We start from the raw sequence: 15,352 nt of genomic DNA, 5'->3' as shown, positions 1-15,352 counted from the left end.
GAGGGCCACCGGCCCCGCCTACCGTTTCGACCGTGACCCATACGACCGAGACGCACACGACACTCCCGCAGGGCGGCAGCGGCGGGCAGAACGCGTACAAGCCCCGTAGCCCGGAGTTCCGCGCCGCCGTGGACGCCCTGCGCGGCCTGCGGCAGGACCTGATCACCGACGCGTTCGCCTACCGACCGTTGCCGCCGACGCCCCTCGACAAGGGGCTCCCCCGCGTGCTGTCCGGCCGGCTGCGGGAGTACGCCGTCTGGACGCCCCACGCGCTGATCACCGCGGCAGGCCTGCTCGCGATGGTCATCGGGGCGGACAACAGCGGCCGCGGCGCGACCACCAACCTGTTCGTCGGTCTGTCCGCCCTGGCCCCGATCCTGTTGACCATGGTCCGGCCCGTCATGGCCTTCTGGCTGTCGCTGGCCGCGACCGCGATCACCTATCCGATGGCTTTCGTCAACTCCTGGCAGCAGGGCTGGCCCTGGCTGCCAGGGGGGTTCGCCTGCCACCTCGTCGTGCTCACCGTGGTCGCGGTGCGCACCAGGCCGCGTACGGCGGCCTGGATGTGGCTGCTGACGGGCGCCTACGGCCTGATATGGCAGGGCGCCCTCGGCGGCACTCACTACTACCGCTCCAACACCGTGGAGATGCTGTTCGTCTCCGCCCTGGCCCTGCTCGCCGTGAGCGTCTGGCACATACGCAGGGACGCCCAGCGGTCGGTGACCGCCCAGCAGACGGTGACCGCGCACGAACGCTCGCGCCGCACCCTGCTGGAGGAGCGCACGACCATCGCCCGTGAGCTGCACGACGTGGTGGCCCATCACATGTCGGTCGTCGCCATCCAGGCCGAGGCCGCCCCCTACCGGGTGGAGAACCCGCCCCCGGAGCTGGAGAAGGCCTTCGCGACCATCCGGGAGAACGCGGTCGCGGCCCTCACCGAGCTGCGCCGGGTCCTCGGAGTGGTCCGCGCCGAGGACTACGAGGCGCCGGACGCTCCGCAGCCCACCCTCGCCGACCTCGACGCCCTGCTCGACAATGTGCGGGAGGCGGGGCTGAGCGTGGAGAAGACGGTCACCGGCGCGGTGCGTGAACTCCCGCAGGGCGTCGAGCTGTCGGCGTACCGGATCGTCCAGGAGGCCCTGAGCAACACCCTGCGGCACGCCCCCGGGGCGAGCGCGCGGGTCGAGATCGGATATGTGCTGGGCGGCTTGGGCCTGCGGGTGGTCAACGGCCCGCTGCCCCATCCGGCACTGGTGAAGCCCTCGCCGGGGGCTGGACACGGCATCACCGGTATGCGGGAGCGGGTCTCCATGCTGAACGGCGAGATGACGGCGGAGGCCACGGACGAGGGAGGGTACGAGGTGACGGTGTTCCTGCCGGTGCCGCTCAGTGGCGAGGGAGCGGCATGACGATCAGGGTCCTGGTCGCGGACGACCAGATGATGGTCCGCGAGGGCTTCTCGGTGCTGCTGAACGCGATGCCGGACATCGAAGTAGTCGGTGAGGCGGTCAACGGCCGGGAAGCGGTGGACCGGGTCCGCGAGCTGGCCCCCGACGTGGTCCTGATGGACATACGGATGCCGGAGCTGAACGGCATCGAGGCGACCCGGGAGATCGTCGCGGCGAACGGCACGTCGAAGGTGCTGGTCCTGACGACCTTCGACCTCGACGAGTACGTCTACCAGGCGCTGCGCGCGGGCGCCTCGGGCTTCCTCCTCAAGGACGCCTCGGCCCGCCAACTCGCGGACGGGGTACGGGTGGTGGCCTCCGGCGAGGCCCTCCTCGCCCCCTCGGTCACCCGACGCCTGATCACGGAGTTCTCCAAGCTGTCCGAGTCCCCGCGGGTCCTCGCGTCGGCCCACACGGCCTACGGCGACCTGACCGATCGCGAGACGGAGGTACTGGTCCTCATCGCACAGGGCCTGTCGAACCTGGAGATCGCCGGGCGCCTGGTGGTGGCCGAGTCGACGATCAAGACCCATGTGAGCCGGATCCTGGTGAAACTGGGCCTCAGGGACCGCACCCAGGCAGCGGTGTTCGCCTACGAGGCACGACTGGTGACCCCGGGCTGACGAGCCCGGCCGGCTCACGCGGCGGCCAGTTCGCACCACACGTACTTGCCGCGGTTGCCGTTCCTGGACAGTGGCTGCCAGCCCCACAGGTCGGCACAGGCGCTGACCAGGGCGAGCCCGCGGCCGTTCTCGGCGTCGGTCAGGTGATCCAACGGTGTCGGTGGCCGGGGCGGCTCGGGGTCCGCGTCCCATGCGCCGAGGCGCAGCGTTCCGGGCGGCGACCAGCGCACTCGCAGGGCCGCGGGACCCTTGGTGTGCAGTACGGCGTTGGAGATCAGTTCGGTGGCGAGCAGCTCCGCGGTGTCGACCAGGGTGATCAGGCCGTGCATCGTCAGGATGAGACGGAGGGTTCGGCGGCTGACGGTGACGGCGCGTGGGTCGTCGGGGATGTGGAGCACGTACTCCCAGGGTTCGGGCATGCGGCAACTCCGTTCGGGTGGTGGGGGGTTGCGGTCGGCGGGCGGTGGCAGTGCCGCGCCGTCATGGCAGGACGGGGCGGTGCGCTTCCGGTACCCCGGGGTTCCGCAGCGTGTGCGTCGCGTCACCGACGGTAGAGCAACAATTGTTCCTGCGGCAAGCGATTGGCTACTCTGACGCTCCAACGAGGCATGGCGACAGGGCCATTGAGGGAGGGCGCATGGCGCCGAGGAGTCACGCCACGGCACGGCAGGTGCGACTGGGCACCGAGCTGCGTCGACTGCGGGAGGCGGCGGGGCTGAAGGCTCGTGAGGCGGCCGGGCTGTTGAACTCGACCTCGACACAGATAAGTCAGGTGGAACTGGGCTTCGCGGGCGTCAGCGAGGAGCGGGTCCGGCGCCTCGCGGCTCACTACGCCTGCACCGACGAGGTGTTGATCGACGGCCTCGTGGCCATGGCAACCGACCGTACGCGGGGTTGGTGGGAGGAATACCGGGGAGTGCTGCCTTCCGTGTTCCAGGACACCGCCGAGACCGAGCATCACGCGACGTTCCTGCGCGAGGTGGTGATCACATACGTTCCAGGGCTGCTGCAGACCGCCGACTACGCCCGGGCGGTGTACACCTACGTGCAACCCGGCCTCCCCGAGAGTGAGTTGACGCCTCGGGTGGAGCACCGGATCAGGCGGCGCGCTGTCATCGAGGGTGATGATCCGACGCCGTACGAGACGCTCATCCACGAGTTCGCGCTCCGTACCCGTGTGGCGGACCGTAGCGTCTGCCGCGCTCAACTGGAACAGATCCTCGAACAGATCGAGCAGAGGCATGCCACGGTGCGGGTCATCCCGATCGACCAGGACGGTTTTGGCGGTGCCGGGATCTCGATGATGTACGCCGGTGGCCCGGTGCCCCGATTGGACACCGGCCTTCGGGACGCTCCCACCGGCGTCGCGTTCATCGACGCGGAGGCTCAGCTGAAACAGCTTCGAACACTCTTCCTTAGGATGCAGGCAGCGTCACTGGAACCCGTGGCGTCGCGGGACTTCATCCACCGCCTGAAGAAGGAGCTGTGATGCACTGGCGCAAGTCCTCGTACTCCGGCGGCGGCGACGGTGACACCTGCGTCGAGATCGCGGACGTACACCCTCGAATAGCCGTCCGCGACTCCAAGGCCCCCGCCCGCGCCACCCTCACCTTCCCCGCCCCCGCATTCACGGCTCTCATCGACCACCTGAAGGAACACCCCTGGTCAGAAGCCCGCACAAGCGGCTAGCGTCCCCGTATGACCGCCTTCGATCCCTGGGACCCGGCGTTTCTCGCCGACCCGTACCCCGCGTACGCCGAGCTGCGTGCCAAGGGCCGTGTGCAGTACTTCGAGCCGACGGACCAGTGGCTCGTCCCGCACCACGCGGACGTGTCCGCGCTGCTCAGGGACCGCAGGCTCGGGCGGACCTACCAGCACCGGTTCACGCACGAGGACTTCGGGCGGACCGCGCCGCCCGCCGAGCACGAGCCGTTCCACACGCTCAACGACCACGGGATGCTCGATCTGGAGCCGCCGGACCACACCCGGATCCGGCGCCTGGTGTCGAAGGCGTTCACCCCGCGCACGGTCGAGCAGCTCAAGCCGTACGTGACCGGCCTGGCCGGTGAGCTGGTGGAGCGGCTCGTCGCGGCCGGTGGCGGTGACCTGCTCACCGATGTCGCCGAGCCGCTGCCCGTCGCCGTGATCGCCGAGATGCTGGGGATCCCCGAGGAGGACCGGGCGCCCCTGCGGCCCTGGTCGGCGGACATCTGCGGGATGTACGAGCTGAACCCCACGGAGGACGTGGCGGAGAGGGCGGTGCGGGCGTCGGTCGAGTTCTCCGACTACCTGCGCGAGCTCATCGCCGAGCGGCGCAAGCAGCCGGGTGACGACCTGATCTCCGGGCTCATCGCCGCGCACGACGAGGGCGACCGGCTCACCGAGCAGGAGATGATCTCCACGGCCGTACTGCTGCTCAACGCCGGTCACGAAGCCACCGTGAACTCCACGGTCAACGGCTGGTACGCCCTCTTCCGTAACCCGGAACAGCTCGCCGCACTGCGCGCCGACCACTCCCTCGTCCCGAGGGCCGTCGAAGAGCTCATGCGCTACGACACCCCCCTCCAGCTCTTCGAACGCTGGGTCCTGGACGACATCGAGATCGACGGCACGACCATCCCGCGCGGCGCCGAGATCGCCCTCCTCTTCGGCTCCGCCAACCACGACCCCGAGGTGTTCCGCGACCCCGAGCGCCTCGACCTCGCCCGCGCCGACAACCCGCACATCTCCTTCAGCGCCGGCATCCACTACTGCATCGGCGCCCCCCTGGCCCGTATCGAACTGGCCGCCTCCATGACGGCCCTCCTGGAGAAGGCCCCCACGCTCGCCCTGGCGGCGGAACCGGAACGCAAGCCGAACTTCGTGATCCGGGGGCTGGAGGGGCTGCGCGTCCACGCCCGTCCGTAGGTATGTGCAGGGACGCAACGGCCGTTACTCAGGCTCCAGTTGAGTACGCGTGCTCATACCCGGTGCTCGCCGCGCGGCCAGTATGGAACCACGGCGCCACCGAGAGCGCCGAGGGGACCAACTGAGCCTGTCAGGGAGAACTTCTCATGTCGCGTCGTATCGCTGTGTCCGTTGCCGCCGGTGTCGTCGTCCTCGGTGGTGCCGGTGGCTTCGCCCTCGCCCACGCCGGTGACCAGTCGCCGGCGCCGGCCCACAGCACGGCCCGCTACACCGCTCCCACCGCCGACCGTGACGGCTCGCTGACCTTCACCACCGAGGTCACGGCGTCCTCCGACGTCAAGAGCGTGAAGGTGCTGGCCTGGCCGGCGAACTCGTCCTTCGCGAAGAAGGGGCTGACGGCCAAGGACATGGCCGCCGTCGAGTCGGCCGTCTGCAAGCCCTCGGGCGGGGACAGCCAGCGGTGCACCTACAAGGTCCCCGTCACCCGCGCCGACGCCGAGGGCTCCCCGCGGGGTCAGTGGCACGTGGCCGTCCTGGTCACCGCCGAGGACGGCGACACGACCCTCGACACCAAGGCGGCCGACTTCACGGTCGCCTGACCCCGCCCGGTCAGTCAGGCCCGGTCAGTCCGGCCGGGGCCGCCCCCGGCCCGTCAGCCGCACCAGCAGCGTGAGGGCCAGGAGGGGCAGCAACGCTCCTCCCAGCACCACGAACGGCAGCTCCGTGAGCAGGACCGTCCAGTCCATGCCCTCGTTCTCGAAGCCCCCGCCCAGGTGGCGCCGGGTGCGGGGCAGGGACAGCCACAGCGAGGGTGCCCCGATCGCACCCGCCGCGGAGAGCGCGCAGCCCCCGCAGGTCACTCCGTCCGCTCTCCGCTTCACGGGGACGAAGACGCGCCTGCCCGGCCCCCGGTTCAGGTCGTCAGGTCCCGGCGGCGCAGGCCCGCGAGACCACCCGCCACCAAGGCGGCCGCCAGCGCGAGCAGGACCAGTGCCGGCCCCCACTCCATCGCCCCTCCCGGCAGCTTCGGCAGATGCGAGAAGGGGGACAGGTCGAGCACCGCGCGCGGGGCGTCCAGCGCGGGGCCGACCCAGCCGATCAGCAGCACCGCACCGGCGACTCCCCAGGCCAGGGGAGCGAGACGGGGGACCAGGCCGTACAGCAGGACCGTGAGGCCGCCGATCACCCACACCCCCGCCACCTGCACCAGGCACGCGCCCAGGATCGGGCCGGCCTCCTTGCCGTAGCCCACGGCGAAGCCGAGACCGGCGAGCAGCATGATGAGCACCGAGCCACCGAAGGCGATCACCAGGTGGCCCGTGGCCCAGCGCAGCCGGCCCACCGCGTTCGCCAGCACCGGTTCCGCGCGCCCCGAGGTCTCCTCGCCGTGCAGTCGCAGGACGGCGGCGACGATAAACAGCGCGGCGAGAAGTCCCAGCATCCCGGTCATCGAGGCGAGGAACGCGTCCGTGATCCCGGACCGTCCGCCCATCCGCTCGAAGATCTCGCGGGCCTGTTCGTTGTCGCCGACCAGGTCGGCCACGCCGTCCGTGAGACCGCCGTAGACCACCCCGGCAAGGAAGAAGCCGGTCGACCAGCCGAGCACACCGCCCCGCTGGAGCCGCCAGGCGAGTGCGCTCGCCGTGCCCAGCCGGCCGGAGGCAGGTCCCGGGCGCGTCGGCAGGAAGCTCATGCCCAGGTCCCGGCGGCCCGCCAGGACGTACGCCAGCGCGCCCTGGGCCGCCACCGCCGCCGCGAACAGGCCCAGCAGCCACCAGCGTTCACAGGCGAAGGGCCGCAGCTGCGACAGCCAGCCCAGCGGGGACAGCCAGGTCAGGACGGACGACCCGTCCGTGGACACCGAGTCGCCCGCCGCCCGCAGCACGAAGGCCGCGCCCAGCACCGCCGCCGTCAGCCCCCGTGCCAGTCGGGCGCTCTCCGTCAGCTGTGCGACGACCGCCGCCGCCGTCGCGAAGAGCATCCCCACCGCCCCGAGGCCCAGGCCCAACGCCAGTGCCCCGGCGACTCCCCGGCCCGCCAGGCCCGCCGTCACCAGCAGGGCCAGGACGGCGTTCGCGGTCGCCGCCGCCAGCAGGGCCGCCGTCAGCGACGCCCGCCTGCCCACCACCCCTGAGGAGAGCAGCTCCTGGCGCCCGCTCTCCTCCTCGTCGCGGGTGTGCCGTACGACGATCAGAAGGCTCGTCACGGCGGCGAGGGCGCCCGCGTAGACGCCGACGCGCCAGGCGGTGAGGGCGCCGAGGGAGTCGCCGAAGACGGGCCCGATCAGCGCGCGGAAGGAGGAGTTGGTGGCGACCTGGTGCAACAGGTCGGCCCGCTCGGCCTCGGTGCCGTACAGGCCCTCCAGGGTGCTCGGCATCGACAGGACCATCAGGGCGTTCACCGCCACCCACACCGGGATCATCAGGCGGTCGCGGCGCAGGTTGAAGCGGAGCAGTACGCCGGTGCCCGCGAGGGAGGTCATGACACCTCCTGGTAGTGCCGCAGGAACAGCTCCTCCAGCGTCGGCGGTGTCGACGTCAGCGAACGCACGCCCGAGTGGGTCAACTGCCTTAGCACCGCGTCGAGTTGGTCCGTGTCCACCTGGAGCCGGACCCGGCGGCCCTGGACGTCGAGGTCGTGGACGCCCGGCAGCTGCGCCAACCCGTTGGGGGCGCCCGCGAGTTCGGCCGTGACGCTGGTGCGGGTGAGGTGGCGCAGGTCGGCGAGCGAACCCGTCTCGACGGTACGGCCGGCGCGGATGATGCTGACCCGGTCGCAGAGTTCCTCCACCTCGCTCAGGATGTGCGAGGACAGCAGGACCGTACGGCCGCGCTCGCGCTCCTCCTCCACACAGCGCTGGAAGACCTCCTCCATCAGCGGGTCCAGGCCCGAGGTCGGCTCGTCCAGGATCAGCAGGTCCACGTCCGAGGCGAACGCGGCGACCAGGGCGACCTTCTGGCGGTTGCCCTTGGAGTAGGTGCGGCCCTTCTTGGTGGGGTCCAGCTCGAAGCGGTCGATCAGCTCGGCGCGCCGCGTGGGGGAGAGGCCGCCGCGCAGACGGCCGTAGAGGTCGATGACCTCGCCGCCGGAGAGGTTGCGCCACAGCGTCACGTCCCCGGGGACGTAGGCGATCCGGCGGTGCACCTCGACGGCGTCGGCCCACGGGTCGCGGCCCAGCACCTGCGCGGCGCCGGAGTCGGCGCGCAGCAGGCCGAGCAGGACGCGGATGGCGGTGGACTTCCCGGCGCCGTTGGGCCCGAGGAAGCCGTGCACCTCGCCGGTGGTCACCTCCAGGTCGAGGCCGTCGAGGGCGTGGGTGGCGCCGAACGACTTGTGGAGCCCGGAGACCGTGATTGCCTTCGTCATGCTTCAGAAAGTACGCTTCTTTCAGAAATTTGTGAAGTTAAGGAAGCGTATGAAGCCCCGTTAGGGTGGTGGCCATGACGGATGCGGTGGAGCGGGACCCGGACGCGGTCTCGAAGTTCGTGGAGAGCTTCGCGGCCCAGCTGGTGGAGGCCGGGATGCAGCGCATGCCGGCCCGGGTCTTCGCCGCCCTGCTGTCCTCCGACGCGGGCACGATGACCTCCGCCGAGCTGGGGGAGCAGCTCCGGATCAGTCCGGCCGCGGTCTCCGGGGCGGTGCGCTATCTCGCCCAGACGCACATGGTCTCGCGGGAGCGGGAGCCCGGGTCGCGCCGAGAGCGCTACCGGGTGCACGGCGACCAGTGGTACGAGGCCCTGACCAACCGTGAGGCCGTCATCAAGCGCTGGGAGGGCGCCCTGCGGGAGGGTGTCGCCAGTCTGGGTGCCGACACTCCCGCCGGACGCCGCATGGCCGAGACGCTCGCCTTCTTCGAGTTCGTCGAGGGAGAGGTCGCGGCCATGATGGAGCGGTGGCGGGTGCACCGCGAGAAGCTGTTCGGGAGCCCCTAACGTTCCCTGGTCTCCTCCAGCACCGTCCGCCCCAGCAGCAGATACCGCTCCGGCGAGCGCCGCTTCAGGTACTGGGCGTACCCGATGCCGAGCACCGCGACCGCCGCCACCAGCCACGGGGTGGCCTTCAGCACCAGCGAACCGGACTCCTTGCCGGCCGCCGCGCTCATGTTGGACACCAGCAGGACGACCACGGCGAGCATCGCGAGGCCGCCGACCAGCGGGGCCGTGAGGGTCCGGAACCAGTGCCGGCTCTCCGGGTGGTGCGTGCGGAAGTACGCCAGCACCGCGAAGGAGCACACGGCCTGCACGATCAGGATCGCCATGGTGCCGAGGATCGCGAGCAGCACGTACGTACCGTCGTACGGGTCCTTGCCGGCCGCCCAGAACGCCACCAGGAGTACGGCCGTCACCAGCGTCTGCACCAGGCCCGCGACGTGCGGTGAGCCGTGCCGGGGGTGGGTGCGGCCGATCGTGTTCTTCAGCGAGGGCAGGACGCCCTCGCGGCCCAGCGCGTACATGTAGCGGGCGGCGCAGTTGTGGAAGGCCATGCCGCAGGCCAGCGAGCCGGTGATCATCAGCCACTGCATGACGTCCACGGCCCAGTGGCCGACGTACTGCTCGGTGGGGCCGAAGAAGAGCCCGAGCGGGTTGGCGGTGGCGACCTCGACGGCCTTCGACTGGCCGGTGCCCGAGATGGCCATCCAGGAGACGAAGACGTAGAAGACACCGACGCCGAGGACGGAGATCATCGTCGCCTTGGGGATGATCTTCTTCGGGTTGCGGGACTCCTCGCCGTACATCGCCGTCGACTCGAAGCCGACCCACGACCAGAAGGCGAAGAAGAGGCCGAGGCCCGCGGAGGTGCCCTTGAAGGCGTTGACGGGGTTGACCGGGTCCAGGCTGAAGCCGTCGGGGCCGCCGCCGTGGAAGGCGACCGAGACCGCCATCGCGGCGAGGACCGTCACCTCGGTGGCGAGGAGCACGACCAGCAGCTTCTCGGCGACCGAGACGCCGAACCAGGTGCCCATCGCGTTGACCGCGAGCATCAGGGCCGCGAACGCCCACCAGGGGATGTGCAGCCCGGTCTGGTCCTTCAGCGTCCCCGTCGCGAACGACGAGAAGATGCCGATGAGCGCCGGCTCGAAGACGACGTACGCGAAGGTGGCGAGCAGTCCGGAGGCGAGACCGGCGGTGCGGCCGAGGCCGTAGGAGATGAAGCCGTAGAAGGCGCCCGTCGAGGTGATGTGCTTGGCCATCGAGGTGAAGCCGACGGAAAAGATTGCCAGGACGACCATTGCGACCAGATAGCTCGCGGGGGCGCCGATGCCGTTGCCCGCCGAGACCATGAAGGGCACGTTGCCCGTCATCGCGGTGATCGGGGCGGCGGTCGCCACGGCCATGAAGACCACGCCCAGCAGGCCGATGGCGTTGGGTTTCAGTCGGTGGACCGTACCGTCGCCGTCCGTCCTCGCCGCCGGGGCGACTCCCTCGTCCACTGCCATCGGGTGGCCCCTCTCTTGCTCGTCCACTGTGTGCCGAACCGGAACTCTGTAGCCCGAATGAGTCGAGCAAGGGTCTCGGGGCGTTAAATGTTTGTCAACCAGACCTTTAGAAATCTGGTGGCAATACGCGGCTCGTAGCGTCACCGGCATGAGTTACGCGTCCGTTCTCGGCGGTCACCGCTACCGCTTCGACACCCTTGCCCGACTGCTCGCCGCCGCGAGCCCCGAGCGCTCCGGGGACCGGCTGGCGGGACTCGCGGCTGCCTCCGCGCAGGAGCGGGTCGCCGCGCGCTGGGCGCTGGCGGAGGTGCCGCTCACGGACTTCCTCGCCGAGCCGCTGATCCCGTACGAGAGCGACGACGTCACCCGGCTGATCCTCGACACGCACGACCCCGTGGCGTTCGCGCCGGTGGCCTCGATGACGGTCGGCGGGTTCCGGGAGTGGCTGCTGTCTCCCGGAGCCGACGCGGAGACGCTGGCCGCCGTGTCTCCCGGGCTCACGCCCGAGATGGTCGCCGCCGTCTCCAAGCTGATGGGCAACGCGGATCTGGTCGCCGTGGCCCGCAAGGTCCGGGTGGTGACGGCCTTCCGCTCCACCATCGGCCTCCCCGGCCGCCTCGCCACCCGGCTCCAGCCCAACCACCCGACCGACGACCCGGCGGGTGTGGCCGCGGCCCTGCTCGACGGGCTGCTGCTGGGCTCCGGCGACGCGGTGATCGGCATCAACCCGGCGACGGACAGCCCGAAGGCCGTACGGGATCTGCTCGAACTCCTCGACGGGGTGATCCAGCGGTACGCGATCCCCACCCAGTCCTGCGTGCTGTGTCATGTCACGACAAGCGTGGAATTGATGGCCAAGGGCGCCCCGGTCGACCTGGTCTTCCAGTCCATCGCCGGGACCCAGGCGGCGAACGCGTCCTTCGGCGTGACGCCGGGGCTGCTCGACGAGGCGTACGAGGCGGCGCTGGCCCTCGACCGGGGCACGGCCGGGCGGAACGTCATGTACTTCGAGACCGGGCAGGGCAGCGCCCTGTCGGCGGGCGCGCACCACGGGGTGGACCAGCAGACGGTGGAGGCACGGGCGTACGCGCTCGCCCGGCGCTACGACCCGCTGCTGGTCAACACGGTCGTCGGCTTCATCGGCCCGGAGTACCTCTACGACGGCCGGCAGATCCTGCGGGCCGCCCTGGAGGACCACTTCTGCGGCAAACTCCTCGGCCTGCCCATGGGGTTGGACATCTGCTACACCAACCACGCGGACGCCGACGACGACGACATCGCCACCATGCTGACCATGCTCGGCGTGGCCGGCGCGTCCTTCGTGATCTGCACCCCGGGCGGCGACGACATCATGCTCAACTACCAGTCGGCGTCCTACCACGACGCGTTGTACCTGCGGGAGGTGCTGGGGCTGCGCCCGGCACCGGAGTTCGAGGCGTGGCTCGACTCGATCGGGCTGCTGGACGAGCGGGGCGGGATCCGTGAAGTGACCTCGCATCCGCTGACGGCGATCGGGAAGGAGCTCGCGGCATGAGTGAAGTGACCGTACAGGCAGGTGAGTTCGGGGGAGCGGCGGCCGTCCCGGCGTCCGACCTGTGGTCGGCGCTGCGGCGGCGCACACAGGCCCGCATCGGGCTCGGGCGTGCCGGTTCCGCCCTTCCCACCCGGCACCGCCTCGAACTCCAGGCGGCCCACGCGGCGGCCCGGGACGCGGTGCACTCGCCGTTCGCTCCGGACGTCATCGCGGCGGGGCTGCCCGGGACGCCGACGGTACGGGTCCGCAGTGCCGCCGCCGACCGGCTCACCTACCTCCAGCGTCCTGACCTGGGCCGTCGCCTCGACCCCGTGGACCGGGCCCATCTGCCCACGGGGGACTGGGACGTGGTGTTCGTCGTCGCCGACGGGCTGTCCAGCCGGGCGGTGCACGAGCACGCGGCGGCGGTGGTGCGCGCGACGACGGCACGGCTCGGCGACTGGCGGATCGCCCCGGTCGTCCTCGCCGAACAGGCCCGCGTGGCCCTCGGTGACGACGTGGCGGCGGCGATGGACACGGCGATGGTGGTCGTGCTGATCGGCGAACGCCCCGGGATGTCGGCGGCGGACTCGCTGGGCGCGTATCTGACGTACGGCCCGAAGCCGGGCGTGACGACCGACGCCGACCGCAACTGCCTGTCCAACATCCGCCCACCGTTGGGGCTGTCGTACGAGGGGGCGGCCGGGAAGCTGGCGGGGTTGATGGGGCGGGCGCGGGAACTGGGGCGGACCGGGGTGGAGCTCAAGGACGACCACGATCAAGAGGAAGCGCCCGGAGTCGACCCCGAGCGCCCCGAGGGGCTCACCCGGGGTTGACCCCGGGCGCCCCGAGGAGCTCACCCGGGGTTGACCCCGGGCGCCCCGAGGAGCTCACCCGGGGTTGACCCCGGGCGCCCGGAAGAGGCTCACCCGGGGTTGACCCCGAGCGCCCGGAAGAGGCTCACTCGGCGGTGACCCCGTACGCCTCGAAGGGCTCACCGCGGCACAGTGAGCCGCAACGCCCCCTCCCGTACCGTCCACGTCCGACGCCGTACCGGTCCTCCCACTCCCGCGTCCGCCCGGTACCGGAAGTCCGCGCCCGTGACGGTCACCGTCCTGCCCGTGGCCAGCAGCGGGGACGCCTCCGCGCCCACCGACAGCCGGCGCACCTCCACCGAGGCCAGGCCGCCGCCGGAGCCCGGGGTCACCGAGACCGCCTCCAGGGGCTGGTCCAGGTCCACCAGCGTCACCCCGTCGACCTCCACCCGCAGCCGCGAGGGGCCGGGAACGGCGGGCGCGCTCTCCCGGGCGGGACGGGCCGGCACCAGAGTCCGTACGAGGGACTGGCAGGTCCGCAGCCAGGGCCGCGCGGCCTCCACCGGCTCCTCCCGGGCGACCAGGGCGGGGATCCGCAGCGCCCCGAGGACCACCCCGTCGCTGTCGTCCACCAGCATGTCCAGGCGCCGCTCGGCCCCGTCCAGGACCGCCCGCGCGGCCGCCACCGCCCCCGTCGGCAGCCCCAGCGCACGGGCGACGCCGAGGGCCGGGCCCACCGGCACCACCGACAGCACACATTCGGCCAGCTCCCGCTGCCGGTGCAGCAGCACCACCGCCCGCATCAGCGCCCGGTCGTCACCGACCACCACCGGCCGCCGCGAGCCCCGCCGGGCCAGCGCCCGGGCGAACTCCTCGGGATCCTCCGGCAGACACACCTTCGTCGCCGCACCCGCGCTGAGCACGTCTTTCACGATCCGTACGGACTCGCCGTCCGTCTTCCGGGCGACCGGATCGATCACCACGAGCAGCTGATCGGAAGTCGCGGAAGTCGCCACCTCGGCCATGCCTCGCTTCCTCGGGTAGCATCTTTGTGCAAGAGCCCCTTGCGCTATTGCGCCAGGGGCTTCGTCTATTCCGGGGCATCCGGGTCCGACGGGCAGCGGCCGACGACGGCCGTTGGTGCATGCGACGGCAAACCGTACGCGTACACCCCTGACCTTGGACATGCCCCGCCCGGAAGGGGTGTACGCGCGTGCCCGCACTTGTGCTGCTCGGTGCTCAGTGGGGTGACGAAGGCAAGGGAAAGGCGACCGACCTGCTCGGTGGCTCGGTGGACTATGTGGTGCGCTACCAGGGCGGCAACAACGCCGGCCACACGGTAGTCGTGGGCGATCAGAAGTACGCCCTCCACCTCCTCCCTTCCGGAATCCTGTCTCCGGGGTGCACCCCGGTCATCGGCAACGGTGTCGTCGTCGATCCGTCGGTCCTGTTCTCCGAGCTGAACGGACTGAACGACCGCGGCGTCGACACCTCCAAGCTCCTGATCAGCGGTAACGCCCACATCATCACGCCGTACAACGTCACCGTGGACAAGGTGACGGAACGCTTCCTCGGAAAGCGCAAGATCGGCACCACCGGTCGCGGCATCGGCCCGACCTACGCCGACAAGATCAACCGCGTGGGCATCCGCATCCAGGACCTGTACGACGAGTCGATCCTGACCCAGAAGGTCGAGGCGGCCCTCGACGGCAAGAACCAGCTCCTGACCAAGGTCTTCAACCGCCGGGCCATCGAGGTCGGGCAGGTCGTCGAGGAGCTGCTGAGCTACGCGGACCGGCTGAAGCCGTACGTCGCCGACACCGTCCTGGTCCTCAACCAGGCCCTGGAGCAGGACAAGGTCGTCCTGTTCGAGGGCGGCCAGGGCACGCTCCTGGACATCGACCACGGGACCTATCCCTTCGTCACGTCCTCCAACCCCACCGCGGGCGGCGCCTGCACCGGCGCCGGCGTGGGCCCGACGAAGATCAGCCGGGTCATCGGCATCCTGAAGGCCTACACGACCCGGGTCGGCTCCGGCCCCTTCCCCACCGAACTCTTCGACGAGGACGGCGAGGCGCTCCGCCGCATCGGCGGTGAGCGGGGTGTCACCACCGGCCGTGACCGTCGCTGCGGCTGGTTCGACGCGGTGATCGCCCGCTACGCGACCCGCGTCAACGGCCTCACCGACTTCTTCCTCACCAAGCTCGACGTCCTCACCGGCTGGGAGCAGATCCCGGTCTGTGTGGCCTACGAGATCGACGGTCAGCGCGTCGAGGAACTCCCGTACTCCCAGACGGACTTCCACCACGCGAAGCCGGTCTACGAGTACCTGCCCGGCTGGAGCGAGGACATCACGAAGGCCAAGACCTTCGCCGACCTCCCGAAGAACGCCCAGGACTACGTGAAGGCGCTGGAGGAGATGTCCGGCGCCCCGATCTCCGCGATCGGCGTCGGCCCGGGCCGCGACGAGACGATCGAGATCAACTCGTTCCTCTGACCCCCGTGCCGGACTGGTCCGGCACGCTCACCGCGGAGCCGCCCCACCCGGGGCGGCTCCGTCGTCGTCGGGGCTCCTATGATCACCCTGCCCCGGCGCCCGCCGCGGCCGC

16 protein-coding genes are annotated in these 15,352 nt (G+C 70.9%); 10 read left to right on the top strand and 6 right to left on the bottom strand.

Annotation, left to right across the window (positions count from 1 at the left end; translation table 11 throughout):
• Positions 1–32: 32 nt before the first annotated feature.
• Both OHN19_RS19885 and OHN19_RS19880 read left to right on the top strand, forming a co-directional pair.
• A complete protein-coding gene (locus OHN19_RS19885) occupies positions 33–1,409 on the top strand; it encodes a sensor histidine kinase (protein WP_330265480.1) in 1,377 nt (458 codons plus the stop codon).
• The gene (locus OHN19_RS19880) at positions 1,406–2,071 is read left to right on the top strand and encodes a response regulator (protein ID WP_123762148.1); all 666 of its coding nucleotides are present in this window, start codon (positions 1,406–1,408) and stop codon (positions 2,069–2,071) included. The genes OHN19_RS19885 and OHN19_RS19880 overlap by 4 nt, the downstream gene beginning before the upstream one ends.
• 14 nt (positions 2,072–2,085) lie before the next feature.
• Here OHN19_RS19880 and OHN19_RS19875 read toward each other — a convergent pair whose 3' ends face one another.
• Entirely contained in the window at positions 2,086–2,490 is a 405-nt protein-coding gene (locus OHN19_RS19875) for an ATP-binding protein (RefSeq protein ID WP_330265479.1), read from the bottom strand.
• A 218-nt stretch (positions 2,491–2,708) separates the two neighbouring features.
• On the opposite strand from OHN19_RS19875, the gene OHN19_RS19870 reads away from it, so the two are divergent.
• The 4 genes from OHN19_RS19870 (at position 2,709) to OHN19_RS19855 (ending at position 5,577) form a co-directional block, all read left to right on the top strand.
• On the top strand, positions 2,709–3,560 hold the full coding sequence (locus OHN19_RS19870) for a helix-turn-helix transcriptional regulator (protein WP_330265478.1): 852 nt from the start codon (positions 2,709–2,711) through the stop codon (positions 3,558–3,560).
• Entirely contained in the window at positions 3,560–3,760 is a 201-nt protein-coding gene (locus tag OHN19_RS19865) for a DUF397 domain-containing protein (protein ID WP_330265477.1), read from the top strand. Before OHN19_RS19870 ends, OHN19_RS19865 begins: the two co-directional genes overlap by 1 nt.
• Before the next feature lie 9 nt (positions 3,761–3,769).
• Complete coding sequence (locus tag OHN19_RS19860) at positions 3,770–4,978, top strand: cytochrome P450 (protein WP_330265476.1); 1,209 nt, start codon at positions 3,770–3,772, stop codon at positions 4,976–4,978.
• Between the two features lie 146 nt (positions 4,979–5,124).
• Complete coding sequence (locus tag OHN19_RS19855; protein WP_330265475.1) at positions 5,125–5,577, top strand: DUF5707 domain-containing protein; 453 nt, start codon at positions 5,125–5,127, stop codon at positions 5,575–5,577.
• Between the two features lie 24 nt (positions 5,578–5,601).
• Here OHN19_RS19855 and OHN19_RS19850 read toward each other — a convergent pair whose 3' ends face one another.
• From OHN19_RS19850 to OHN19_RS19840, 3 genes are read right to left on the bottom strand one after another with little or no spacing between them, the layout of a single operon-like run.
• Positions 5,602–5,859 carry a hypothetical protein gene (locus OHN19_RS19850; protein WP_123762154.1) on the bottom strand — a complete coding sequence of 86 codons (258 nt, stop codon included), beginning with the start codon at positions 5,857–5,859 and terminating at the stop codon, positions 5,602–5,604.
• Positions 5,860–5,891: 32 nt separating this feature from the next.
• On the bottom strand, positions 5,892–7,460 hold the full coding sequence (locus OHN19_RS19845) for an ABC transporter permease (RefSeq protein WP_330265474.1): 1,569 nt from the start codon (positions 7,458–7,460) through the stop codon (positions 5,892–5,894).
• Positions 7,457–8,344, bottom strand: coding sequence for an ABC transporter ATP-binding protein (locus tag OHN19_RS19840; RefSeq protein ID WP_330265473.1), 888 nt, complete (start codon positions 8,342–8,344; stop codon positions 7,457–7,459). The genes OHN19_RS19845 and OHN19_RS19840 overlap by 4 nt, the downstream gene beginning before the upstream one ends.
• A 74-nt stretch (positions 8,345–8,418) precedes the next feature.
• Between OHN19_RS19840 and OHN19_RS19835 the strand changes: the two genes are divergently transcribed.
• Complete coding sequence (locus OHN19_RS19835; protein ID WP_330265472.1) at positions 8,419–8,910, top strand: GbsR/MarR family transcriptional regulator; 492 nt, start codon at positions 8,419–8,421, stop codon at positions 8,908–8,910.
• Here OHN19_RS19835 and OHN19_RS19830 read toward each other — a convergent pair.
• On the bottom strand, positions 8,907–10,415 hold the full coding sequence (locus OHN19_RS19830; protein ID WP_330265471.1) for an APC family permease: 1,509 nt from the start codon (positions 10,413–10,415) through the stop codon (positions 8,907–8,909). The two genes, OHN19_RS19835 and OHN19_RS19830, sit on opposite strands and share 4 nt — an antisense overlap.
• Positions 10,416–10,563: 148 nt before the next feature.
• Here OHN19_RS19830 and OHN19_RS19825 point away from each other — a divergent pair, with 148 nt between their 5' ends.
• Together OHN19_RS19825 and eutC are read left to right on the top strand one after the other, a co-directional pair.
• Positions 10,564–11,949 (top strand): ethanolamine ammonia-lyase subunit EutB, encoded by a 1,386-nt coding sequence (locus OHN19_RS19825; protein ID WP_330265470.1) that lies wholly within the window; start codon positions 10,564–10,566, stop codon positions 11,947–11,949.
• Complete coding sequence (eutC, locus tag OHN19_RS19820) at positions 11,946–12,764, top strand: ethanolamine ammonia-lyase subunit EutC (protein ID WP_330265469.1); 819 nt, start codon at positions 11,946–11,948, stop codon at positions 12,762–12,764. Before OHN19_RS19825 ends, eutC begins: the two co-directional genes overlap by 4 nt.
• 158 nt (positions 12,765–12,922) lie before the next feature.
• Here eutC and OHN19_RS19815 read toward each other — a convergent pair whose 3' ends face one another.
• A complete protein-coding gene (locus OHN19_RS19815; RefSeq protein WP_330265468.1) occupies positions 12,923–13,768 on the bottom strand; it encodes a diacylglycerol kinase family protein in 846 nt (281 codons plus the stop codon).
• A gap of 188 nt (positions 13,769–13,956) precedes the next feature.
• Between OHN19_RS19815 and OHN19_RS19810 the strand changes: the two genes are divergently transcribed.
• On the top strand, positions 13,957–15,240 hold the full coding sequence (locus OHN19_RS19810) for an adenylosuccinate synthase (RefSeq protein WP_330265467.1): 1,284 nt from the start codon (positions 13,957–13,959) through the stop codon (positions 15,238–15,240).
• The last annotated feature ends 112 nt before the right edge of the window (positions 15,241–15,352 follow it).

The organism is Streptomyces griseorubiginosus (assembly GCF_036345115.1).
GTDB lineage: Bacteria > Actinomycetota > Actinomycetes > Streptomycetales > Streptomycetaceae > Streptomyces > Streptomyces griseorubiginosus_C.
This window is presented reverse-complemented; position numbering and strand designations above follow the sequence as displayed.

Excerpts from the sequence above, each read along its gene's own strand:
- OHN19_RS19840 (WP_330265473.1), bottom strand. The coding sequence starts at position 8,344 with ATGACGAAGGCAATCACGGTCTCCGGGCTCCACAAGTCGTTCGGCGCC.
- OHN19_RS19835 (WP_330265472.1), top strand. The coding sequence starts at position 8,419 with ATGACGGATGCGGTGGAGCGGGACCCGGACGCGGTCTCGAAGTTCGTG.
- OHN19_RS19815 (WP_330265468.1), bottom strand. The coding sequence starts at position 13,768 with ATGGCCGAGGTGGCGACTTCCGCGACTTCCGATCAGCTGCTCGTGGTG.
- OHN19_RS19855 (WP_330265475.1), top strand. The coding sequence starts at position 5,125 with ATGTCGCGTCGTATCGCTGTGTCCGTTGCCGCCGGTGTCGTCGTCCTC.
- OHN19_RS19830 (WP_330265471.1), bottom strand. The coding sequence starts at position 10,415 with ATGGCAGTGGACGAGGGAGTCGCCCCGGCGGCGAGGACGGACGGCGAC.
- OHN19_RS19865 (WP_330265477.1), top strand. The coding sequence starts at position 3,560 with ATGCACTGGCGCAAGTCCTCGTACTCCGGCGGCGGCGACGGTGACACC.
- OHN19_RS19845 (WP_330265474.1), bottom strand. The coding sequence starts at position 7,460 with ATGACCTCCCTCGCGGGCACCGGCGTACTGCTCCGCTTCAACCTGCGC.
- OHN19_RS19860 (WP_330265476.1), top strand. The coding sequence starts at position 3,770 with ATGACCGCCTTCGATCCCTGGGACCCGGCGTTTCTCGCCGACCCGTAC.
- OHN19_RS19880 (WP_123762148.1), top strand. The coding sequence starts at position 1,406 with ATGACGATCAGGGTCCTGGTCGCGGACGACCAGATGATGGTCCGCGAG.
- OHN19_RS19875 (WP_330265479.1), bottom strand. The coding sequence starts at position 2,490 with ATGCCCGAACCCTGGGAGTACGTGCTCCACATCCCCGACGACCCACGC.
- eutC (WP_330265469.1), top strand. The coding sequence starts at position 11,946 with ATGAGTGAAGTGACCGTACAGGCAGGTGAGTTCGGGGGAGCGGCGGCC.
- OHN19_RS19870 (WP_330265478.1), top strand. The coding sequence starts at position 2,709 with ATGGCGCCGAGGAGTCACGCCACGGCACGGCAGGTGCGACTGGGCACC.
- OHN19_RS19825 (WP_330265470.1), top strand. The coding sequence starts at position 10,564 with ATGAGTTACGCGTCCGTTCTCGGCGGTCACCGCTACCGCTTCGACACC.